Annotated in this window: 20 protein-coding genes; 12 read left to right on the forward strand and 8 right to left on the reverse strand. The window is 70.4% G+C overall.

The window, feature by feature from the left end; translation table 11 throughout:
• Positions 1-15 precede the first annotated feature (15 nt).
• Both BJ964_RS09785 and BJ964_RS09790 read right to left on the reverse strand, forming a co-directional pair.
• Entirely contained in the window at positions 16-1,344 is a 1,329-nt protein-coding gene (locus tag BJ964_RS09785; RefSeq protein WP_239163895.1) for an IS4 family transposase, read from the reverse strand.
• 149 nt (positions 1,345-1,493) lie between these two features.
• Complete coding sequence (locus BJ964_RS09790; protein ID WP_188120387.1) at positions 1,494-1,910, reverse strand: hypothetical protein; 417 nt, start codon at positions 1,908-1,910, stop codon at positions 1,494-1,496.
• A gap of 108 nt (positions 1,911-2,018) precedes the next feature.
• On the opposite strand from BJ964_RS09790, the gene BJ964_RS09795 reads away from it, so the two are divergent.
• A complete protein-coding gene (locus tag BJ964_RS09795; protein WP_188120388.1) occupies positions 2,019-2,426 on the forward strand; it encodes a PH domain-containing protein in 408 nt (135 codons plus the stop codon).
• On the opposite strand, the gene BJ964_RS09800 is transcribed toward BJ964_RS09795, so the two are convergent.
• Both BJ964_RS09800 and BJ964_RS09805 read right to left on the reverse strand, forming a co-directional pair.
• Entirely contained in the window at positions 2,419-3,330 is a 912-nt protein-coding gene (locus BJ964_RS09800; RefSeq protein WP_188120389.1) for a rhomboid family intramembrane serine protease, read from the reverse strand. The genes BJ964_RS09795 and BJ964_RS09800 overlap by 8 nt on opposite strands.
• Before the next feature lie 22 nt (positions 3,331-3,352).
• Positions 3,353-3,877 carry a peptidylprolyl isomerase gene (locus BJ964_RS09805; protein WP_188120390.1) on the reverse strand — a complete coding sequence of 175 codons (525 nt, stop codon included), beginning with the start codon at positions 3,875-3,877 and terminating at the stop codon, positions 3,353-3,355.
• Positions 3,878-4,044: 167 nt separating this feature from the next.
• On the opposite strand from BJ964_RS09805, the gene BJ964_RS09810 reads away from it, so the two are divergent.
• Positions 4,045-4,557 carry an ESPR-type extended signal peptide-containing protein gene (locus tag BJ964_RS09810; protein WP_188120391.1) on the forward strand — a complete coding sequence of 171 codons (513 nt, stop codon included), beginning with the start codon at positions 4,045-4,047 and terminating at the stop codon, positions 4,555-4,557.
• A gap of 2 nt (positions 4,558-4,559) precedes the next feature.
• On the opposite strand, the gene eccB is transcribed toward BJ964_RS09810, so the two are convergent.
• The 3 genes from eccB to BJ964_RS09825 all read right to left on the reverse strand — a co-directional run bounded on the left by eccB (position 4,560) and on the right by BJ964_RS09825 (position 8,229).
• Positions 4,560-5,891, reverse strand: a complete 1,332-nt coding sequence (eccB, locus tag BJ964_RS09815) for a type VII secretion protein EccB (RefSeq protein WP_188120392.1) — start codon at positions 5,889-5,891, stop codon at positions 4,560-4,562.
• Between the two features lie 48 nt (positions 5,892-5,939).
• Positions 5,940-7,055 carry a magnesium and cobalt transport protein CorA gene (locus tag BJ964_RS09820; RefSeq protein WP_188120393.1) on the reverse strand — a complete coding sequence of 372 codons (1,116 nt, stop codon included), beginning with the start codon at positions 7,053-7,055 and terminating at the stop codon, positions 5,940-5,942.
• Between the two features lie 79 nt (positions 7,056-7,134).
• A complete protein-coding gene (locus tag BJ964_RS09825) occupies positions 7,135-8,229 on the reverse strand; it encodes an aminotransferase-like domain-containing protein (RefSeq protein ID WP_188120394.1) in 1,095 nt (364 codons plus the stop codon).
• A 121-nt stretch (positions 8,230-8,350) separates the two neighbouring features.
• Here BJ964_RS09825 and BJ964_RS09830 point away from each other — a divergent pair, with 121 nt between their 5' ends.
• The 3 genes from BJ964_RS09830 to BJ964_RS09840 all read left to right on the forward strand — a co-directional run bounded on the left by BJ964_RS09830 (position 8,351) and on the right by BJ964_RS09840 (position 11,071).
• On the forward strand, positions 8,351-9,082 hold the full coding sequence (locus BJ964_RS09830; RefSeq protein ID WP_188120395.1) for a phosphocholine cytidylyltransferase family protein: 732 nt from the start codon (positions 8,351-8,353) through the stop codon (positions 9,080-9,082).
• Positions 9,070-10,131: an iron-containing alcohol dehydrogenase family protein gene (locus BJ964_RS09835; RefSeq protein WP_188120396.1), complete on the forward strand. Its 1,062-nt coding sequence runs from the start codon at positions 9,070-9,072 to the stop codon at positions 10,129-10,131. The genes BJ964_RS09830 and BJ964_RS09835 overlap by 13 nt, the downstream gene beginning before the upstream one ends.
• 235 nt (positions 10,132-10,366) lie before the next feature.
• Positions 10,367-11,071, forward strand: a complete 705-nt coding sequence (locus BJ964_RS09840; protein ID WP_188126873.1) for a CDP-alcohol phosphatidyltransferase family protein — start codon at positions 10,367-10,369, stop codon at positions 11,069-11,071.
• A gap of 705 nt (positions 11,072-11,776) precedes the next feature.
• On the opposite strand, the gene BJ964_RS09845 is transcribed toward BJ964_RS09840, so the two are convergent.
• Positions 11,777-12,952, reverse strand: a complete 1,176-nt coding sequence (locus BJ964_RS09845; RefSeq protein WP_188120397.1) for a glycosyltransferase family 4 protein — start codon at positions 12,950-12,952, stop codon at positions 11,777-11,779.
• A gap of 24 nt (positions 12,953-12,976) precedes the next feature.
• Here BJ964_RS09845 and BJ964_RS09850 point away from each other — a divergent pair, with 24 nt between their 5' ends.
• The 7 genes from BJ964_RS09850 (at position 12,977) to BJ964_RS09880 (ending at position 21,451) form a co-directional block, all read left to right on the forward strand.
• The gene (locus BJ964_RS09850; protein ID WP_188120398.1) at positions 12,977-13,837 is read left to right on the forward strand and encodes an Fpg/Nei family DNA glycosylase; all 861 of its coding nucleotides are present in this window, start codon (positions 12,977-12,979) and stop codon (positions 13,835-13,837) included.
• A 177-nt stretch (positions 13,838-14,014) separates the two neighbouring features.
• Entirely contained in the window at positions 14,015-15,577 is a 1,563-nt protein-coding gene (locus tag BJ964_RS09855) for a sugar transferase (protein ID WP_188120399.1), read from the forward strand.
• Positions 15,578-15,853: 276 nt separating this feature from the next.
• Complete coding sequence (locus BJ964_RS09860) at positions 15,854-17,053, forward strand: sensor histidine kinase (protein WP_188120400.1); 1,200 nt, start codon at positions 15,854-15,856, stop codon at positions 17,051-17,053.
• A gap of 73 nt (positions 17,054-17,126) precedes the next feature.
• On the forward strand, positions 17,127-17,858 hold the full coding sequence (locus BJ964_RS09865) for a LytR/AlgR family response regulator transcription factor (protein ID WP_188120401.1): 732 nt from the start codon (positions 17,127-17,129) through the stop codon (positions 17,856-17,858).
• Between the two features lie 258 nt (positions 17,859-18,116).
• The gene (locus BJ964_RS09870; protein WP_183226469.1) at positions 18,117-18,809 is read left to right on the forward strand and encodes a response regulator transcription factor; all 693 of its coding nucleotides are present in this window, start codon (positions 18,117-18,119) and stop codon (positions 18,807-18,809) included.
• A gap of 11 nt (positions 18,810-18,820) precedes the next feature.
• A complete protein-coding gene (locus BJ964_RS09875; protein WP_188126874.1) occupies positions 18,821-19,867 on the forward strand; it encodes a HAMP domain-containing sensor histidine kinase in 1,047 nt (348 codons plus the stop codon).
• Between the two features lie 36 nt (positions 19,868-19,903).
• Positions 19,904-21,451 (forward strand): DUF4153 domain-containing protein, encoded by a 1,548-nt coding sequence (locus BJ964_RS09880; RefSeq protein WP_229807306.1) that lies wholly within the window; start codon positions 19,904-19,906, stop codon positions 21,449-21,451.
• The last annotated feature ends 5 nt before the right edge of the window (positions 21,452-21,456 follow it).

Below are 21,456 nucleotides of genomic sequence, written 5' to 3' on the forward strand. Positions count from 1 at the left end.
CCAGCGTCGGGTTCGTCAAGGTCCGTCGGTGATGATGTTGATGGCGATGGTGGCTTGGTAGGTGCGCCGGTCGATGTTCGGGCCGCGGGCCTGGTATTTGGAGTTCGATCGTTTGATCATGCGGGCTTTCACCCGGATCCGGCGGTCGGGCAGTAGGTGGTCCAGGACTGCCTGGCCGATCGCGCCGACGAGGTCGACGACGGTGTCGGTGATGATGCCCGCGGCTTGGATGACCTGGTTGCGGGCGGTGATCAAAGCGGTGGTGAAGCTGGCCCGGTCCGGGTCGAGGCCGGGCCGGGTGTCAGTGGCATCGACCATGGCGGTGCGTAGGAGCTGGTAGACGATCAGCAGCGCGTGGATCTCCTGGTCGATGCCGTCCGGGGTACGGGCGCGTAGGACCCGGCCACCGAGAATGCTGGACTTCAGCTCCAGGTAGGCGGTCTCGATCTCCCACCGCTGGTGATACAGCGTGATCAGTTCCCCGGCTGGGTGTCGGCGGGCGTCCAGCAGGGTGGTGATCAGCCGGTAGTCACCGGTGCTCGTGCCGGTGCTGGTCTTGACCGCGATCCGGGCGTCGATGACCCGCACCCGCACGGTGCCGATCGTGGACAGCCAGGAGCCGTCCCGGTGCCGGGTGATGACCGGCAGGCGGCGGCCACTCTTGCAGCGGATCAGCAACTCGGCCTTCGTGGCGGCGAGGGTCTTGACCAGATCGGCGGCAGCGTAGTTGCGGTCGGCCAGCAGCAGCATCCCCGCTTTCAGGCTGCGGGCCAGTACGCGGGCCTGATCGAGTTCGCTGGTGCCGAGCGGGTCGAAAACGGCGTCGATCACCGAGCGGGTGCCGCAGGCCAGCAGAGCGCTCAGCCGTAGCGTCGGGTAGCCGGCCCCGCCGTGGTTACCGCGCTGTTTGCGGTAGCGGACGCCGACCGCGGCGGCATCGGCGACCGACAGCGTCGTCCCGTCGACCGCGGTCAGCAGCAGGCCTTGCCAGCGGACCGCTGGGGTGGCCGACGTCGCGGCCGGGCCGCGCAGCAGATCGAACAATGCTCGCAACGGCGCGGATCCGAGACGCTGCCGGGCCTGCCGCAAAGCACTGGAAGAAGGCTCGGCCAGGCTCAACCCGGCCAGCCCCGCGGTCAACTGTTGCCACACCTGCAGGTAGCCGTATTCGGCGAACAGCACCCCGGCCAGCAGCAGATACACCACCACCCGGCCCGGCAGCAGCCGTACCCGCTGCTGCACCCGCCCGGTGGCGGCAAGAACGTCATCGACCATCTCGAACGGAATCAGCCGGGTCAGCTCGCCCAGATGCCCCGGCGCGAACACCCCTGCAGCTACCGTCACGGTGCGGGTTATGGCAATCTGATCGAGCAAGCGGAGTCCTGGGGTGGGTTGTCTTGGAGTGACAAACCTCTATACCGGAACTCCGCTTCCTACTTTCTGATCAACACCCTTGACGCCAGCCCGGACCGCCTAACTGAACGGCGTTGGCTCTAGACCAGGGCGGGCTTGTTGACGAACGTGTCGCGGAGCAGCTGCTCGACGCGCCACACCGTGCCGGAGTCGCCCAGCCGCATCCGGAGCCGCTCCCGGACCCCGTCCATCGCGGTGAAGGCCAGCTCGATGCCCGGCTTGGACAGGTCGAGCCGCCAGGTCACGTTGCTCACCTGGCGCAGGTGGGCGTTCAGGTGCAGGCGGGTCCGGTGCAGCGGCCGGGTGTCCTGGGTGACGACCATCCGGCGCCGGGTCAGCAGCAGGAACCAGTCGCCGGAGAGCGGCGCTCCGGGGCGGACGCACCGGGCCACCAGGATGGCGGGGTCGTCCGGGTCCACACAGTTCCGGAAGATCGGCAGGTGGTGGTGGGCGCCCGGAAGGGCCGCGGCGTGAAACGTACTGGCGAACACGTCCATGCAGTTGTTAACGGAGGATGAATGAACGAGGAGTCGGCCGGTGCCACTGAATATCGAATTACAGCGGTAGCTCCGATTTAATGCTGATCATTCTGGGATAGTGGTGCGATGCAATGGCGCGTCAAACCGGCCCTCCCGGCCGCAAAATTGATCACCGCGGTCGCCGTGCTCGCGCTCGCCGCCGGATTCGCCGAAGGTGACCCGGCGCGCTGGGCGGTCGCCGCGGTCACCGCCGCGATCCTGGTCCTCTGGGCGGTCCGCGACCTGGTGGTTCGGGTCCGCCTCGCGGCGGACGACGAGGGCATCACGGTGGTCACCGGAGTCGCCCGCCGCCGGCGAGTGCCCTGGGCCAAGATCGAGAGGGTACGGGTGGATCGCGCCCACCGCCGCATGCTCCGCGGCGTCCTCCTGGAGATCGACGCCGGCGACGCCATCTACATGCTCGGTGCGAACGAGCTGGGCGCCGATCCGGACGACGTGGCCGCCCAGCTGGCCGACCTGCGCCCGGTCAGCTGAGCAGCGACGCGGTCCGGGCGACCGCGGCGGCCACGATCAGCGCGAGGATGACCGCGCAGCCGGCGGCCTGCTTGATGGACCGGTGCGGTTGGTGGGAGTAGGCCAGCACGAAGGCCGTCGCGCCGCCCGCCACCAGGCCGCCGAGGTGCCCGGCGATCGAGATGTTCGGGATGAAGAAGGTGTAGATCAGATTCATGACCAGCAGCGACGTGAACGCGCTGTTGTCCTTCACCAGCCGGCGATTGATCACGATGGCACCGATGACCAGGCCGAACGTGGCCGTGGAGGCGCCGGCGGACGCCTGGTTGGCGGGCTGGAAGACGTAGGCCGCCACGTTGCCGCCGAACCCGGCCAGCAGGTAGAGCGCGGCGAACCGCATCGGGCCGAGCTGGGCCTCCAGATAGCGGCCGACCTGGGCCACCAGCATCATGTTGAGCAGCAGGTGCACCACGCCGTAGTGCAGGAACATGGCGGTGACCAGGCGGTACCACTCGCCCTCGGCGACACCGTGGATCTCGCCGCCGTAGATGGCGTGGCCGAGCACCGCACCGAAGTCGGTGAGCCGGGTGCTGCTGCCGAGCAGGCTGCCGAAGCCGCCGCCACCGCCACCGAGGATGGCCTTTGGGCCACCGACGACCGCCGAGGCGATCATGACGAGCGAGTTGACCGCGATGATGGCGGTCGTGACATAGCCGAGCTGGCCGGCGCGACTGCCCCCGAAGGCGGTACGCGCCGGCCGCTGGCTGCGGCGACCCTCCTTGACGCACTCGGGGCAATGATGGCCCACGACCGCGTCGTTCATGCAACTGGTGCAGATCGGACGGTCACAACGACTGCAACTGAGCAGGGTCTCCCGGGACGGATGGCGATAGCACACCGGTGCCGTCGACGGAGCCTCACTCATGTGCCAAAGGTACCTTGAGCGCTCAGTCGCGCGTGATCTCCACCCGCTGGATGACGACGTCCTCACGGGGACGGTCGCCGGGGCCGGTCGGAGTGTTCGCGATCGAATCGACGACCTTGGCCGACTGCTCGTCGGCCACCTGGCCGAAGATCGTGTGCCGGCGGTTCAGGTGCGGCGTCGGCGCGACCGTGATGAAGAACTGCGACCCGTTGGTGCCCGGTCCCGCGTTCGCCATGGCGAGCAGGTACGGCCGGTCGAAGAAGAGCTCCGGGTGGAACTCGTCGCCGAACTGGAAGCCGGGGCCGCCACGGCCGGTGCCGGTCGGGTCACCCATCTGGACCATGAACCCGGCGATGACCCGGTGCGAGATGGTGCCGTCGTAGTACGGCCCACTGCCCGGCTGATTGGTGCGCGGGTCCTTGTATTCCTTGGTGCCCTCGGCCAGCTCCACGAAGTTGCGGACGGTCGCCGGGGCGTGATCCGGGAAGAGCTGAACCCGGATCGCGCCGTGATTGGTGTGAAGGGTGGCGTAAAGGTTCTCGGCCACGGGTACTCCCGTCTGCGGTGATGGGCTTATCTCGTGCAATTCGGATCCTCCCCCATGTCGTGGATCCGGTCGCGCGGGGGTACCCGAGAAGGCAACATGGCTGGAGAGACCACAGGAGGTGGGCACTGGTGTTCGCAACGATTCGCCGTCGGAGCCGGAGGGCTCGGATGCGCAACGAGCTCGGGCAGAGTGTGGATCACTTCAAGCGCGCGGCCACGATCGCGGCACACGAGACCAGCGCGACCGTCGCACCCACGATCAATGCCGCTCGGGAGCGGGTCCAGCCGGCTGCCACAGCCGCGCGGGACGCCGCCGCACAGAGCTGGGACAGCGCGCTCGCCGCGCTGGTCGCCGCGTCGGAGAACGTCCGGCACGCCGGCAAGACCGTCAGCCGCAAGGAGAAGAAGAAGGCCCGCAAACTACAGAGAAAGGCCGACAAGGCGTTCGGGCACAAGCCGAGCCGGGCCGGCCAGCTCGCCGGGTACGCGTTGCTCGGCACCGCGATCGGGATCAGCGCCGCGTACCTCGTCCGCCGTCGCCGTGAGGCTCAGTGGGCCGAGTACGAGCCCGGCCCGCATTCCGGTGGGGCCGACGACGCCGCTTTCGAGCCGATGGAGCCGACCGTCTACACGACGTCCAACGGCACCGTGTCGGATCAGACCAAGCAGACCCCTCGGTAACGCTACGACTTGGCGGCCCGGACCGGATCCAACGCCGGTCCGGCCGGCAGGTAGGCGATGAACTGGGCCGGAACGCGTACCGGGCTCGCGCTCGAGTATCCGAGCCGGCCCAGCAGCTCGCGGCTCGCCAGCGGATAGAACCGGCCCGCGTCGGTGACCAGGCTGACCGTGCCGCTGCCGGCCGGGGCGTCCGGTGATCCGGCCGCCTCGACCAGCGCCCCTTTGCCTCGGGCGATGTGCACGAGGTCGACCCGGGCGCCGGTGCCGGGCGCGCTGCCGGCCGGGTAGGTGCTGTTCACCCGCAGGGTGTCACCGGTGGCGGCGATGCACGCGCTCTTCGGGGCCTCGGCCAGCGTCGGCACTCCTGCCGGCAGGCCGTCGGCGAACCGGCTCGTCCCGGTAGGCGAATCGGGCAGCTCCAGGAACTCGGCGCCCACCGTGACCGGCGCCGACAGGTTGTAGACGGCGGCCAGCAGCCGCGCCTGCATCACGGTCAGCGGCGCGATGCCGTCCGACAGCACCAGCGCGAAGGTCTTGCCGTCCGCGGTGAGCACCTGTCCCACCTTGCGGCCTTCGATCGCCACCGAGTTCCGCCTGAAGTTCGGGATGACCGGGGCGTCCAGGTCGGGACCGGCCGGGACGGCGTCGACCCAGGCCGCGGAGACCTGCCAGGGGCGGGTGCCGTACCACCCGAGGGCCCGTTGGACCGCGTCCACCCGGGCGGCCGGGATCAGGAACCGCTTACCGCCGTGCACCAGATGCGTACGCCCGGCGGTGTCCCGGACCAGCAGCCCGGCCGTCGGAGCGGTGCCACCCGCCGGGGCCGTGCCGATCAGCAGGGTGCTGCGCGGCCGCCCGCCGGACGTGTCGGTGCAGACCGACCAGGTGCCGGTGAGCAGGTCCTCCGAGGCGGGCAGGGCGTCCGGCGCGTTCGGGATGCCGAGCGGCGCGCCGAGCGGCACCTTCGCCAGCTCGTCCGCCGGGACGGTCTTCAGCTGCGGCGGGTTGCCGGTTGCCAGCAGCAGGCCGGAGGTGTAGTTGAGCACCGGGTGCAACCTGCCGTCGGCGGGCAGGTAGACGTACCTCGCTCCGGTCTTCTTCTCGACCAGCACCGAGGTGGCGTCGGTGGCCTTCGCCATGGTGTGGCCGTTGAACAGCCCGTACGCCGCGAAACCGCCCACCGCGAGCGCCGCGGCCAGCAACCCGATCAGGGCCGTGACACCGGCCCTGCGCAGCGGCGAACGATGCGGGTCCGGGTCATGCGACACCAGCGCCGCCACCACACGCTGCACCGAGTACTGATACGAGTGCAGCTCATCCTGACGCGACGGCACCCCGACACTCTAGGGGTTCCGGTCGATTCTCGTGGGGCCCGCGTGGGATCAGAGCCAACCGTTGCGCCGCAGCGCCCGGTAGAGCAGCACGGTGACACCGGACAGCAGGGCGATCAGGGCCGGGTAGCCGTACCGCCAGTCGGTCTCCGGCATGTAGTCGAAGTTCATGCCGTAGACCCCGGCGAACGCGGTCCAGACCGTGGCGATCGCGGCCCACGAGGCGATCTTGCGCATGTCGTTGTTCTGGTCGACGGTCACCTGGGCGAGCCGGGCCTGGAGGATCGAGTTGAGCAGGTCGTCGTAGGAGGAGACCTGCTCGACCGTACGGGTCAGGTGGTCCTGGACGTCCCGGAAGTAGCGCCGGATCTCCTTGGGGACCACGCCCTGGCTCGACGTGATCGAGGCGAGCGGCCGTTGCAGCGGCACCACCGCCCGGCGGAACTCCACGAGCTCCCGCTTCAGCTGGTAGACCTGCTGGATCGGGGCGCTGCGCTCGCGGGAGAAGACACCCTCCTCGATGATGTCCAGGTCGGCCTCGACCTCGTCGGCCACCTCGAGGTAGTGGTCGACGACCCGGTCGGTCACCGCGTAGGCCACCGCCCACGGGCCCTGCTCCAGCAGCACCGCCCGCTGGCTCTCCAGGTCGGCCCGGACCGGCGCCATCTCGGACGCGTCCCCGTGCCGGACCGTGATCACGAACTGCTCGCCGATGAAGATCATCATCTGGCCGGTCTCGACCACCTGGGAGCTTTCGGTCAGCTCGGTGTGCGGCACGTACCGGGCGGTGCGCAGCACCAGGAAGTGCACGTCACCGAACTGCTCCAGCTTGGGCCGCTGCTCCGCCTTGACCGCGTCCTCCACGGCCAGCTCGTGCAGGCCGTAGGTGTGAGCGATGGCGGCCATCTCCGCCTCGGACGGCTCGTGCAGGCCCAGCCAGACGAAGGCGCCCTCCCGCCGGCGGGCCTCGGCCAGCGCCTGAACGGGCGTGAACTCACCGGGCATCCGGCGGCCGTCCACGTACACCCCGCAGTCCACCACCGAGGTCGGCTCGCCGGTGTCCACGTCGCCGGGCTCGGTGTGCTCACCGTTGTTCAGCAGCCCGCGCATCCGGGCTGCCCAGGCCGCGCCCAGAGGCCGGCCGCGGGTCCGACTGCGTTCCGTCATGCCAACCTCCCCCGGGACGACAAACCAACCGAGGGTACCCACGCCGGGTGGACGGCAGCCCACCCGGCGTGCGGGTCCGTCAGCCGCGTACCTCTTCGATCGCCTCCGCGATCCGGCGCACACCCTCGTCGATCTGGTCGACGGTGACCGCGGAGTACGCCAGCCGCAGCGAGCTCTTACCGCCCTCGAGCAGGAAGTCGCTGCCCTTCACGACCGCGACGCCCTTCTTCATGGCGGCCGGGAACAGCTTGTCCACGTCGACGTCCGACGGCAGATCGACCCAGAGGAAGTAACCACCGTCCGGCTCGGTGAAGGTGGCGCCGGGGATGTGCTTGCGGATCGACTCGGCCAGCACCCGGGCCCGTTCGCCCAGCGCCGCGCTGACCGTCCGGACCGACTTCTCGATGTCGCCGGAGACACAGAACTGGTGCACGATCGCCTCGGACACCATGCCCGGGGAGATGTAGAGGTTGGTGGCCTTCTTCGCGATCGCGTCGATCAGTGCGGCCGGGCCGACCAGGTAGCCGACGCGGACGCCGGGGCAGACCGTCTTGGTGAAGCTGGAGGCGTGTACGACCAGGCTGTTCGAGTCCAGCGACAGCATCGAGGGCAGCGGCTCGCCACGGAACCGGATGTCCACGTACGGGTCGTCCTCGAAGATGATGAACTCGTACTGCTCGGCCAGGGCGAGCAGACCGCGCCGCTTCTCGTCGGAGAGCGTGACACCGGCCGGGTTCTGGTAGTTCGGGATGATGTGCGCCAGCTTCGGCCGCACCCCGGACTCGAGCAGCGCGCGCAGCTCCTCGACGTCGATGCCGTCCGGCTGGACCGTCACCTGGTGCACCTTGGCGCCCAGGTTCTGGAGGTTGAGCAGCGTCCGGTCGTACGTCGGCTTCTCCACCACGACGTCGTCGCCCGGCTTCACCAGATGGCCGAAGAGGAACGCGTCCGCCTGGAGCGAGCCGTTCGTGACGATGACCTGGTCCGGCGAGACGTTGTGCTTGTCGGCGATCCACTTCCGCAGCGGGAGGTAGCCGACGGAGGTGCCGTACGCGGTCACACCGGCCGGGTCGGCGTCGAAGGCGCGCGCGGCCGCGGCCTTCAGGCCCTCCACGTCGACGATGTCCAGCGACGGGGCGCCACGGGCGAAGGAGATCAGCTGCTCAGCGGTCATGCCCATCAGCTTAGAAGCCGGGTCTATACCATTTCCCCAGCGCCCCTTGCGAGTCCTACGGATGGGACACCTGCCGCTATCCTCGCTGGGCACCCCTCACATCGCTGGAAGGAACCACCCCATGATCGGTCTGGTACTCGCCGCCGGGGCCGGGCGCAGACTTCGCCCGTACACCGACACCCTCCCGAAGGCGCTGGTCCCCGTCGACGGGGAGACCACGATCATGGACATCTCGCTGCGGAACCTCGCGGCCGCCGGCCTCAAGGACGTGACCATCGTCGTCGGCTACTGCGCCGGCGCGGTGGAGGAGCGCGTCGAGGGCTTCGAGCAGAAGTACGGCGTGAAGATCTCCCTGGTGCACAACGACAAGGCCGAGGAGTGGAACAACGCCTACTCCCTGTGGCTCGCCCGGGACCACTTCGCCCAGGGCGCGCTCATGGTGAACGGCGACACCGTCCACCCGGTCAGCGTGGAGCACACCCTGCTGGCCGCGCGCGGCTCGAGCATCCTCCTCGCCGTTGACACTGTGAAGAAGCTGGCTGACGAGGAGATGAAGACCGTCTTCAATGAAGATGGCCAGCTGACCAAAATCACGAAGCTGATGGACCCGGCCGAGGCGTACGGGGAGTACATCGGCGCCAACATCATCGAGCCGGCCGCGGCCGGCAAGCTGGCCGACGCGCTGAAGGCGACCTTCGAGCGCGACCCCAACCAGTTCTACGAGGACGGCTTCCAGCTGTACGCCGACCGCGGCGGCGAGGTCCGGGCCGCGCAGATCGGCGACGTGCCCTGGGTCGAGGTGGACAACCACGAGGACCTGGCGAAGGCCCGGGACATCGCATGCCGCTACTAGCCCGTAGCGTCCAGACCCCGCTGCACATCGAGGTGCGGCGGGGCGCGGTCGCCGACCTCGGCAAGATCCTCGCCGACGGCCGGATCTCCTCCGGTGGCGAGGTCGCCGTGGTGGTCGGGCCGGGACTGGGCGAGAAGGTCGTCGACCTGCTCCGCCCGTCGCTCACCTCGGCCGAGATCTTCGTGACCGGCGGCGGCACCCTCGACGCGGCACTGGAACTCTCCGGCAAGCTGCGCTCCGGCCACTTCGACGCGGTCGTCGGCATCGGCGGCGGCAAGACCGTCGACACCGCCAAGTACGCGGCGAGCCGCTGGGGCCTGCCGATGGTCTCGGTCGCGACCAGCCTCGCCAACGACGGCATCGCCTCGCCGGTGGCCAGCCTGATCAACGACGGCATCAAGGGGTCGTACGGGGTGCACATCCCGTTCGGCGTCATCGTCGACCTCGACTTCGTCGAGAACGGGCCGGAACTGGTCAACCGGGCCGGCATCGGCGACGTGATCAGCAACATCAGCGCGCTCGCCGACTGGGAGCTCGCCCGCCAGGTCCGCGGCGAACCCGTCGACGGCCTGGCCGCCTCCCTCGCCCGGATGGGCGCCGAGGCGGTGCTGACCATGCCCGGCGACATGTCCGACGACGCGTTCGTCACGGTCCTGGCCGAAGCGCTGATCTCCAGCGGCCTGGCGATGGCGGTGTGCGGCAGCAGCCGGCCGTCCAGCGGCGGCTGCCACGAGATCATGCACGCCATCGACTCGCTCTTCCCGTCCACCGCCTCGCACGGTGAACTCGCCGGGCTCGGTGCGCTGTTCTGCACCTTCCTGCGCGGCGACGAGCGGCGGTTCAAGCAGATGTCCGACTGCCTGCTGCGGCACCAGCTTCCGCGTACGCCGTCCGACGTCGGGCTCGACGCCGAACAGTTCGTCCAGGCCATCGACTTCGCACCGCGAACCCGGCCGGACCGCTACACCATCCTGGAACACCTCGCCATGACGCCGGAGCAGACCCGGCAGAAGCTGGCCGAATACAACGATGCCCTCGCGACCCTCTGAATCCGGCCACGGCGCCGGTCACCCTCCCGTCGGGGGTGGCCGGCCGCCGACGGCCCGTTCCGCTCCGGTCAATCCCACCCGGATCGACAACCCGGCGCCGTCGCCCGCCGCCGGCTCTCCCGGCCCTTCCGGCAAACCCTTCACCGGTACGCCGAACGCCGGGCCTTCCGGACCCTCGGGCAAACCCTTCACCGGTACGCCGAACGCGGGCTCTCCCGGGCCTTCGGGCAAACCCATCACCGGTACGCCCACCGCCGCCGACTACTACGCGGTCAACCGTGGCGGTGGCCTCTTCAGCGAGGCGATCAGCCAGCGGATCGGCGCGCGAATGGCGGTCAGCGCACACAAACGCCGCCTCACGCCGACCGTGCTGACCATCTTCAACCTGGGAATCGGCTGCCTGACGTCGTTCATCGTCATCGCGGCCGCCGGCCCGGTCGCCGACGGCCGCGTCTGGGCCGCGCCGATCGGCCTGCTCGCGCTGATCGGCTGGCAGATGGCGTACGCGTTCGACTGCTCCGACGGCCAACTGGCCCGGGTCACCGGCCAGAGCAGCCCCGCCGGTGGCCGGCTGGACGTGCTCTGCGACGTGGCCGTCCAGGCGTCGCTGGTGGCTGCGCTGTCCGCCACTGCCGCCGCCCAGGAACCGGACACCCCGGCGTGGCTGCTCGCCGCCTTCGCCGCCACCTGGATGGTCAACCTGGTCACCTCGGTCATGCAGACCGGCAGCCAGGCCGCCAGCATGGTGACAAGCAGATCCCTGCCGGTCCGCGTGGCCAAGCTGGTCCGCGACTACGGCGCCGTGATCGCCCTGGCCGGCGTGGTACTCACCGTGGCCCCTCAGTTCGCGGTGTGGTTCGTGGCCCTCTTCACCCTGATCAACGCCGGCTTCCTGGCCGCAAGCATCGCCTTCGCCGGCCGAGAGTCCCTAAAAGCCTGACCCACCCCACTCCCACCCCGCCGCCCGCCGCCGCACTCACACGCCCACCACCCCCGCCGCCCGCCGCCCGCACGCCCGCCCCCCGCCCGGATCTTGGACGATTTCCCACCGAGCTGGGTGGCCGAACGTCCAAGATCGCGCGGCGCAGACCAGCAAGCACGGCGCAGGCATCCAGCCGACGGGGCACCAGGCGGGATCTTGGACGATTTCCCACCGAGCTGGGTGAGCGAGCGTCCAAGATCGCGCGGCGCGGACCAGCAAGCACGGCGCAGGCACCCGCAGACGCGGCACTAGCCTGGATCTTGGACGATTTCCCACCGAGCTGGGTGGCCGAACGTCCAAGATCGCGCGGCGCGGGCCGGCACGCACGGGGCGAAGGCATCCAGCCAGCGGGGCACAGGCGGAATCTTGGACGATTTCCCACCGGATCGGGTGAGCGAACGTCCAAGATCGCGCGGCGCGGGCCACCGAGCACGACGCGGGCCAGCGAGCACGGCGCGGGTCAGCGAGCACGACGCGGGCCAGCGAGCACGACGCGGGCGCCCGCAGACGCGGCACAAGCCGGGATCTTGGACGATTTCCCACCGGGCTGGGTGGGTGATCGTCCAAGGTCGCTTGGGTGCGTTAGTGGGCAGCTGGACTGCTTGGGTCGGCGGGACGGGGTGGAGTCGGCCGGGCGCGGCGGGTGGCGTACCGGGGATGGGGCTATTTGTGGGCGTGGCGGGACATGTCCTCGTAGATGGAGATCAGGCGGGGTGTGAGGACGTCGGGGTGGAAGTGCTGCTGGTAGCGGGCACGGGCGGCGACCGCCGCGGCAGGCGCACCGGCACGGGCCAGCGGGAGGGCGGCGGCCAGGGCGGCGGGGTCGGGCTCGGCCAGCCAGCCGGCGGCGTCGGGGCCGGTACCGACCATGTAGGGGATGCCGCCCACCGCCGTGCCGAGGACCGCGCGGCCGGTGGACATCGCCTCCAGGATCACGGTGGGCAGGACGTCTTCCCAGGTGGGGACGGCGATCACCACGGCTGAGTCGCGGCGGGCCGCGGTCATCCCGGCCCGGTCCAGCGGACCCAGGTAGGTGACGTCGGACCGATCCCGATCGGCCTGCTCGGCGAGCGGCCGGAGTTCGCCGTCGCCGGCGATGCGCAGGGTGCCGAGGCTGCCGTCGGGGTGCCGGCGCCAGGCGTCGAGGAGCAGGCCGAGGCCCTTTTCGGGGGAGAGCCGGGCGCCGTAGAGGAACCCTTCGCCCAACGGTGCGGGGGCGCCGGGGTCGGGCAGGCCGTTCGGCTTGATCACGATGCGGTCGTCCGGGATGCCGTAGTCGGCCAGGTGCGCGGCGATCTTGTCGGTGAGGGCGATGTAGCGGTCCACCGAGCGCCAGGTCGGCCGGTGCACGGCCAGCGTGGTCGCCATGATCGCGCTTTGCGCCGCCGAGCCCCGGTAGCAGCGGTTCTTGATCGCCGGCCAGCCGAGCATCTTGCCGCGGCAGTCCTGGCAGTTGTGCCCGTCCCGGAAGTACAGCCCGGACGAGCAGACCTGCCGGTAGTTGTGCACGGTCTGGACCACCGGGACGCCGTGCGCGTGGGCGGTCCGGATCACCCACGGCGAGAGCAGCGGGTACGGGTTGTGCAGGTGCAGCGCGTCCGGCTTCTCCGCGGCCAGCAGAGCGGCCAGGTCGTGCTGGGCCTCGGCTCCGTAGACCGGCGAGATCGGGAGCAACGCCTTCCCCGCCAATGACAGCGAGCCGATCGAGTCGGAACTGCGCTGGAACGGCACCACGTCGACCCCGGCCTCCCGGAGCTGGCCGATCTCCGTGTCGACGATGACGTTCTCGCCGGAGGGGATCGCCTCGCGGTACCGGTTGTGCGCTACCACCACCTTCATGCCGGCAAACGCTACCGTGAGGGAATGCCCGAACTCCCCGAGGTCGAGGCGCTCGCGGCATATCTGCGCGAGCGGGCGGTCGGCCGCGCCGTGCAGCGCTTCGAGGTGGCCTCGTTCAGCGCCCTGAAGACCTACGATCCGGCGCCCACCGCACTCGCCGGCATGCCGCTGGCCACGGCCGGCCGGCACGGCAAGTTCCTCGACGTGGGCCTCGGTGACGACCTGCACCTGATCGTCCATCTGGCCCGGGCCGGCTGGCTGCACTACCGGGACTCGTTCAAGTCGCCGGCCCCGCTCAAGCCGGGCAGCGGGCCGATCGCGGTCCGGGTGCGGCTGGACGACGGCTCCGGGTTCGACCTGACCGAGGCCGGCACCCAGAAGTCGCTGGCCGTCTACCTGGTGCGGGACCCTGCCGAGGTGCCCGGTGTGGCCCGGCTCGGCCCGGACGCGCTGGCCGTCTCCCGGGACGAGTTCGCCGAGCGGATCCGCGGCCGCAACGGGCAGGTCAAGGGTGTCCTGGTCGATCAGGAGGTGCTCGCCGGGATCGGGAACGCCTACTCCGACGAGATCCTGCACGCGGCCAAGTTGTCCCCTTTCGCGCTTACCGGAAAGCTGACCGACGAGCAGATCGACGCGCTCTACGCGGCGATGCGGGAGATCGAGACCGACGCCGTCGAGCGGTCGGTGGGGCAGAAGGCCGCCGAGCTCAAGGGCGAGAAGCGGGCCGGGATGCGGGTCCACGCGCGGACCGGCCTGCCCTGCCCGGTCTGCGGGGACACGGTGCGGGAGGTGTCCTTCGCCGACAAGAGCCTGCAATACTGCGCGACCTGCCAGACCGGCGGAAAACCGCTGGCCGATCGACGGCTCTCCAAACTGGTGCGGTGATCCTGCCACGAAATCATCACTGTGCGTACATGTAAGGATTGCGGCCGCAACGTCACCTTCTCTCCGGCCGATCCATCGGTATAGTGGCCCGGTCCATGGCAACCGTTGTGACGCGAACGGGTAGCGGCGGACCCGCCGACGATCCCAAGGTCGTGGCGGTGCGTAATCTTTTTCCGGATGCGGGAGGACGTAGGCGAAGTGACTACTAGCCTGCATCGCCCATCTACCGACAACAGCAGCCGGAGCAAACCCGTGCGGTACGAAAGCTTCGAGTGGCAGGAACAGCCACCGAGCAACGGGGTGCCCCGCAACGTATGGAGCCGCACGAGCCGCCGACTGTCCCGTTGGCACCGGCCCTACACGCTGGTTCTGATCGTGCTCGACCTGCTCTCGGTCGTCGGCGCCAGCTACATCGCCAGCTTCCTCGAGAAGTCGCGGGCCGGCTTCTCGACCTCCGAGTCGTTCATCCTCTACGCCTACATCGTGCTGCCGCTCGGCTGGCTGCTGGTGCTCTGGACCAACGGCACCTACGACCGCCGTTACCTGGGCCTGGGCAGCGAGGAGTTCAAGCGCGTCGTCCGCGCGTCGGTCACTGTCGTGGCCTGCGTGTCGCTGCTGGCGTTCGCCACCAAGGCCGACCTGTCCCGCGGGACCGTCGCCACCGTGTCGCTGAGCGCCCTGCTTCTGATCCTCTTCTGCCGGGTGACGGCCCGGCAGTTCCTGCACTTCGCCCGGCGCAGCACCGGGCACGGCGCGCACCGGATGGTGCTGGTCGGCACGCTGCCCGAGGCGCTCGAGGTCTACACCGCGGTGACCCGCAGCCCGGCCGCCGGCCTCATCCCGGTCGCCATCCACCTCACCGACGGCTTCGCGGCCGCCCGCGGCATCGAGACGCCGGTCCCGGTCTACGCCGGACGGGACGTGCTGTCCCTGGTCCGCGAGGTCGGCGCCGACACGATCGCGGTCTGCGGTTCGGCCAGCGCCGAGCCCGGCGAGCTGCGCCGCCTGGCCTGGCAGCTGGAGGGCACCGGCGTCGACCTGGTGGTCGCGCCGCAGCTCACCGACATCGCCGGGCCGCGTGTGCACATCCGCCCGATCGAGGGCCTGCCGCTGCTGCACGTCGAGGAGCCGACACTCTCCGGCCCCGGCTGGCTGGTCAAGAACCTGATGGACCGGGTCGCGGCGGGTCTCGGCCTGCTGGCGATCAGCCCGATCCTGGGCTTCATCGCGCTCGGCATCCGCCTCTCCGACCCCGGGCCGGTCTTCTTCAGGCAGACCCGGGTCGGCCACGACGGCCGCACCTTCCGGGTGTGGAAGTTCCGGACCATGTACGTGGACGCCGAAGAGCGCAAGGCCACGCTGGACGAACTCAACGAGTCCGACGGCATGCTCTTCAAGATGAAGCAGGACCCCCGTATCTTCGCCTTCGGTGCGAAGCTGCGGGCCACCTCGATGGACGAGCTGCCCCAGCTGATCAACGTGCTCAAGGGTGAGATGTCCCTGGTCGGGCCGCGCCCGCTGCCCGCGGACGACGGCGACTACCTCGGCGACGTCCGCCGGCGCCTGCTGGTCCGCCCCGGCATGACCGGCCTGTGGCAGGTGAGCGGCCGCTCCGACCTGTCCTGGGACGAGGCGGTCCGGCTGGACCTCTACTACGTGGACAACTGGTCCCTCACCTACGACCTGAGCATCCTGTGGCGCACCATCTGGGTGGTCCTGAAGCGCAAGGGCGCCTATTAGTCCGGGCGCTTCGTCCTGGTCACGGTCGTTCGCCCACCCGGGGTCAGCGGGACCAGTGGGCCGTGCGGCGTCAAGCCGCCCGGCCCGGGTCGTGCGGCGTCAAGCCGCCCGACCAGGCTGGCCGCTGACGCGTCCATGACGCGAGCCGCGCCGTGCGGCGTGCGTGAGTGGTGGCGCTCCAAAACCCCGTGTCCGTCATGGAGGCCATGGTGCCACCGGGGTACGACACTTTTTCGGGGATGGCGCGGCGGGCGTCCAAGCGTCAGGATCTGTCCCGTGGCGGGTCAGATCGGAAGCGCGGTGGCGGTCGTCGCCGTGCTGGCCGCGCTCGCCGCCGCGGTGGTCGCCGTCCTGCGCCTGCGGGCCCGGCGGGGTATCGCCACCGCCATGCAGCGGGCCACCTACGACGTGCTGCACACCGCCTCTCTCGCCGCCGAACCACTGCGTGCCGGGCTTTCGACAGCATCCGCGGGGAAGGCGATCCGGCATCTGCGGGTGCTGGTCGGGGCGGTCGGGCTGGCGATCATCGACGGGGCGGACTGCCTGGCCTTCGACGGGCGGGGTGGACACCACACCGAACAGTTCACGGCGGCGGCCCGGCGGGCCACGAGATCGCAGCGCTCCGTCGTACTCAATGGGTCTGATCTGGTTTGTGACCGGGTGGATTGTGTGGTTCGCGGTGCTGTGGTGGCGCCTCTGACCGGGCCCTCCGGTCAGGCGGACGCCGCGCTGGTCGCGGTGGCCGACGAGCCGCCGGCGCCGGGTCTGGTGCAGGCGACGCTGGAGACCGCCAGGTGGGCCGGGTCGCAGGTCGCGCTGGCCGAGCTCGACTCGTCGCGGGAGCGGCTGGCGAGAGCCGAGGTGCGTGCGCTGCGCGCCCAGATCAGCCCGCATTTCATCTACAACGCGCTGACCGCGATCGCCTCGTTCGTGCGCACCGACCCGGAGCGGGCCCGGGAGCTGATCCTGGAGTTCGCCGAGTTCACGCGCTACTCGTTCCGGGCGCACGGTGAGTTCACGACGCTCGCCGAGGAGCTGCGCAGCATCGACCGCTATCTGACCATCGAGCGGGCCCGGTTCGGTGACCGGCTCCAGGTGCGGTTGCAGATCGCGCCCGAGGTGCTGCCGGTCGGTCTGCCGTTCCTGTGCCTGCAACCGCTGGTGGAGAACGCGGTCCGGCACGGTCTGTCCCGAAAGCCCGGCGTCGGTATGGTGAGCATCGAGGCGCGCGACGCGGGCGCCGAGTGCCACATCACGGTCGAGGACGACGGGGTCGGCATGGATCCGGCGGTCTTCGGGCGGGACGGTTCGGAGAGCGAGGACGGGCAGCACGTCGGCCTGGTCAATGTGGACGAGCGGCTGCGTTCGGTGTTCGGTGACCACAACGGCCTGATCGTGGAGACGGCCCCCGGAGCGGGTACGAAGGTGAGCATGCGGGTGCCGAAGTTCCATCCACAGGTCCGGACATCGACATGAGCGAGCTTGCGAGCGAATCATCAGGCTCAGTCTTGAACTCATGGCGGCGCCGGAGCGCAGCGGAGGTGACGGCATGAGCCTTGTGGTGCTGGCCGTCGACGACGAGCCCCCGGCGCTGGACGAGCTGGCGTACCTGCTGAACGCGGACGGCCGGGTGGCTCACGTGCACCGGGCCGGCGACGCCACCGAGGCGCTGCGGGTGCTGCGCGACACCGAGGTGGACGCGGTCTTCCTGGACATCCGGATGCCCGGCCTGGACGGCATGGAGCTGGCCCGGATCCTGCGGCGGTTCGCCCAGCCCCCGGCCATCGTGTTCGTGACGGCGTACGACGACGGCGCGGTGGACGCCTTCGACCTGGGTGTCACCGACTACGTGCGCAAACCGGTCCGGGCCGAGCGGCTCGGCGAGTCGCTGCGCCGGGTGGCCGGCCTGCGATCGGTGCCGCCGCCTCCACCGGACGAGCCGGCCATCCCGGTCGAGCTGGCCGGCACCACCCGGATGCTGCCGCGCTCGTCGGTGCGCTGGGTGGAGGCGCAGGGCGACTATGCCCGCCTGCACACCGGGGACGCCTCGCATCTGGTCCGGGTTTCGCTCGCCACTCTGGCCGAGCGCTGGGCGAACGCCGGTTTCGTCCGTATCCACCGCTCCTATCTGGTGCAGCTGCGCCTGGTCACCGAGCTGCGGTTGACCGGTTCCGGCTATGTGGTGGCGGTGAACGGGGTGGAGTTGCCGGTCAGCCGACGGCACACCCGGGAGCTGAAGGACCGGTTGATCCGCGCTGCGAAGCACGACTGGACCCGTTAATCCACACGGTTATCCACAGCCCCACAGCTTTCTCCACAGAGTTATCCACAGGCACCCGCGGTATCTCACCAATTCCTGCCAATCACTGTCCGGCCCTGGCCGCACCGGTGTTCCCGGCACAAAGATCCATCTCCACAGGTTGTTCACAACTCCACCGCCTGGTCTGCCCAGGTGGTCAATAAGCTGCTGGTCACCGGCCGGTGGGCCACGGGGGCGCACCGACCGGGACCAGGGCTATTGGGATGGGGTGGTGGCGGCGTGGAGACGGTCGAGCGACGGGTTCTCGTCGTGGAGGACGAGCGGGCGATCGCCGATGCCGTGGCCGCACGGCTGCGTGCCGAGGGCTTCCTGGTGCAGGTCGTGGGCGACGGGCCGAGTGCGGTCGCGGCGGCCCGGCAGACCCCGCCGGACGTGATCGTCCTGGACGTCATGCTGCCCGGCTTCGACGGCCTGGAGGTGTGCCGCCGGATCCAGGCGGAACGCCCGGTCCCGGTGCTGATGCTGACCGCCCGCGGCGACGAGACGGATCTGCTCGTCGGGCTCGCGGTCGGCGCCGACGACTACATGGCCAAGCCGTTCTCGATGCGTGAGCTGGCGGCCCGGGTGCACGCCCTGCTGCGGCGGGCCGAGAAGGCACAGGTCGCCGCTCGTCCACAGCCCCCGACACTGCGGTTCGGCGACGTGGAGATCAACCAGGCGGAACGGCGGGTGCTGCGGGGCGGGGCCGAGGTGCATCTGACCCCGACCGAATTCGATCTGCTGGTGCATCTGGCCGGGCGGCCCCGTACGGTCCTGCCCCGGGAACGGCTCCTTGCCGAGGTGTGGGGCTGGGCGGACACTTCGGGTACGCGTACGGTCGACAGCCACATCAAGGGCCTCCGCCGGAAACTGGGCGCCGATCTGATCCGCACCGTGCACGGGGTGGGGTACGCCCTGGAGGTGGACAAGTGATCACCCGCCTGATGGTGTTCGTCCACAACCTGGTGGCACCGGTCTTCGCGTACCTTCCCCGGCCGCTCGACCCGGTCCGGTCGATCAAGGCGAAGCTCTCCCTGGCCCTGGGGTTCGCCGGCGGCATCGGCCTGCTGGTGTTCCTGTGGAGCATCGACTTCTACCGGGTCGACGTGCTGTGGATCGCCATCGCGGCGGCGCTCGGCCTGGTCACCCTCCAGGTGATGGCGCACGGCGCGACGGTGCCGCTGCGCGAGATGACGGTGGCGGCCCGGGAGATGGCGCGCGGCGACTACACGCACCGGATCGAGACCCGGTCTCAGGACGAGGTGGGCGAACTGGCCACCGCGTTCAACCAGATGGCCGCCGACCTGGCCGCCGCGGACCGGCAGCGGCGTGAGCTGATCGCGAACGTCTCGCACGAGTTGCGTACGCCGATAACCGCGCTGCGGGGCCTGCTGGAGAACATCGTCGACGGGGTGGCCGAGGCCGAGCCGGAGACGATGAAGACCGCCCTGGCCCAGACCGAGCGGCTCAGTCGCCTGGTCGCCGATCTGCTGGACCTGTCCAGGCTGGACGCCGGGGTGGTGCCGATGGACCGCGATCTGATCGACGTGCCGGCCTTCCTCGGGGAGGTGGTCCGGGAGGCGACGGTGAACGCCGAGGGCACCGGCCACGACGTGCGCTTCGAGGTGTCCGCGCCCCGCCTGCTGATGCACGGCGACCGGGAGCGGCTGCACCAGGTCTTCGCGAACCTGCTGGACAACGCGGCCCGGCACAGCCCGCGCGGTGGGCTCGTGACGGTCCGCGCCGAGCGCCACGGCGATCACGTGGTGCTCGCCGTCACCGATCAGGGTGACGGCATCCCGCCCGCGGAGCGTGAGCGGGTCTTCGAACGCTTCACCCGGGGCGAGCGGGCCACCGGCGGCGGCACCGGGCTCGGCCTGGCGATCGCCCGCTGGGTGGTGCAGCTGCACCGCGGCACGATCGCCGTCGTCGAGCCCGACGACCGGCACGGCTGCCACATCCAGATACGACTTCCGCTGCAAGCGCTCTGAGGGGTGGAACACATGTCCACGGCCACGAACCAACCAATGACCGGACAATTGGGGCAACTCAACGGCCCGTGGCCGTCCTACACCCTGTTCGGCCGGCGCTGGGCCGGCCCCGGGCGCCCGGCCTCGACCGCCACCGTCGTGGCGATCCTCGCCGCCTCCGCCGTGGCCGCGCTCAGCGTCCCGCTGGACCGGGCCGGCCTCGGCTGGTTCATCGCCGCCCTGGCCGGCACCGCGGCCCTGGTCGTGGCCCGGATCATCCGGGTTCCCGAGGCGATCCCGGCCGCGGTCCGGCGCGACATCGGCCACGGCTCGTGGGACCGCTGGTTCTGGGGTACGGCCACCGTGGCCCTGCTGGCGACCGGCACCTTCCGGGCGGCCGGCTGGCTGTTCACGCTCTGCCTGCTGACGGCGACGCTGACCGGCGCACTGGCGATCACCCACGGGCGGTCGCTGCGGTCGGTGGCGATGACCTACCTGCTGGCGCCGGTGGCCGCCACCCGCGGCGGCCTGTGGCTCCTGCGCGGTGCGACCCGGATGCGCGGCCAGGGCTCGGCGGGCGTCCCGATCCGCGTGCTGGCCACCACCGCGGTCTCGATCGCCCTGCTCGCCGTCTTCGGCGGGCTCTTCATCTCGGCCGACGCCGCGTTCGCCAGGGTCTTCGAGGCGGCGATCCCGGAGATCCGCCCGATCACGATCTTCCGGTGGGCGTTCGTGGGCGGCGTCACGGCGGTCCTGCTGACCGCCGCCGCCTTCCTGCGCGCCGCCCCGCCGGCGACCGGCGACCTGGACCGCACCGAGGGCCGCAAAGTGAACCGTCTGGAGTGGGCGGTGCCGCTCAGCCTCCTGGTACTGCTGTTCGCGGCGTTCGTGACGATCCAGCTGACCGTGCTGTTCGGCGGCAACCAGCACGTGGTGGAGACCGACGGCCTCACCTACGCCGAGTACGCCCGCAGCGGCTTCTGGCAGCTCTGCGTGGTGACCGCCCTGACCCTCGTGGTGTTGGCCGGGGCGGCCCGATGGGCGCCGCGCACCGAGCGGACCGACCGGATCCTGCTGCGTGCGGTGCTCGGCGCCCTGGCCGCGCTCACCCTGGTCATCGTGGCCTCGGCGCTGCACCGGATGAACGTCTACACCGACACGTACGGGCTGACCCGGCTGCGCCTGCTGGTGGCCTGCTGCGAGGCGTGGTTCGGACTGGTCCTGGTGATGGTGCTGGTGGCCGGGATCCGGATCCGGGCGCCGTGGCTGCCCCGGGTCGCGATCGCCGCCGGTGTGCTCGCCCTGCTCGGCCTGTCGGTGGCCAACCCGGACGGCCTGATCGCCGAGAACCACGTGCAACGGTACGAGGAGACGCAGCGGATCGACCTGCCCTACCTGTCCGACCTGTCCCCGGACGCGGTACCGGCCCTCGCCGGGCTGGACAGCGAGGCGTACCGGTCCTGCCTGCTGATGGTGATCGGCGAGCGCACCCCCGAGGACGACTGGCGCGGCTGGAACCTGGCCCGGGAGACGGCCCGCGAGGTGATCGCCGAACACCCCGAGGACAGCCCCGCCTGGTGCTGGGACCAGGTGAACCGGTATTGACAATC

Origin of the sequence: Actinoplanes lobatus (assembly GCF_014205215.1) — a bacterium.
GTDB lineage: Bacteria > Actinomycetota > Actinomycetes > Mycobacteriales > Micromonosporaceae > Actinoplanes > Actinoplanes lobatus.

Coding starts and splice junctions, on each gene's coding strand:
- BJ964_RS09835 (WP_188120396.1), top strand. CDS start 9,070: ATGCCGCTACTAGCCCGTAGCGTCCAGACCCCGCTGCACATCGAGGTG.
- BJ964_RS09880 (WP_229807306.1), top strand. CDS start 19,904: ATGACCGGACAATTGGGGCAACTCAACGGCCCGTGGCCGTCCTACACC.
- BJ964_RS09795 (WP_188120388.1), top strand. CDS start 2,019: ATGCAATGGCGCGTCAAACCGGCCCTCCCGGCCGCAAAATTGATCACC.
- BJ964_RS09825 (WP_188120394.1), bottom strand. CDS start 8,229: ATGACCGCTGAGCAGCTGATCTCCTTCGCCCGTGGCGCCCCGTCGCTG.
- BJ964_RS09810 (WP_188120391.1), top strand. CDS start 4,045: ATGCGCAACGAGCTCGGGCAGAGTGTGGATCACTTCAAGCGCGCGGCC.
- BJ964_RS09820 (WP_188120393.1), bottom strand. CDS start 7,055: ATGACGGAACGCAGTCGGACCCGCGGCCGGCCTCTGGGCGCGGCCTGG.
- BJ964_RS09800 (WP_188120389.1), bottom strand. CDS start 3,330: ATGAGTGAGGCTCCGTCGACGGCACCGGTGTGCTATCGCCATCCGTCC.
- BJ964_RS09855 (WP_188120399.1), top strand. CDS start 14,015: ATGCGGGAGGACGTAGGCGAAGTGACTACTAGCCTGCATCGCCCATCT.
- BJ964_RS09850 (WP_188120398.1), top strand. CDS start 12,977: ATGCCCGAACTCCCCGAGGTCGAGGCGCTCGCGGCATATCTGCGCGAG.
- BJ964_RS09790 (WP_188120387.1), bottom strand. CDS start 1,910: ATGGACGTGTTCGCCAGTACGTTTCACGCCGCGGCCCTTCCGGGCGCC.
- BJ964_RS09865 (WP_188120401.1), top strand. CDS start 17,127: ATGAGCCTTGTGGTGCTGGCCGTCGACGACGAGCCCCCGGCGCTGGAC.
- BJ964_RS09830 (WP_188120395.1), top strand. CDS start 8,351: ATGATCGGTCTGGTACTCGCCGCCGGGGCCGGGCGCAGACTTCGCCCG.
- BJ964_RS09845 (WP_188120397.1), bottom strand. CDS start 12,952: ATGAAGGTGGTGGTAGCGCACAACCGGTACCGCGAGGCGATCCCCTCC.
- BJ964_RS09875 (WP_188126874.1), top strand. CDS start 18,821: ATGGTGTTCGTCCACAACCTGGTGGCACCGGTCTTCGCGTACCTTCCC.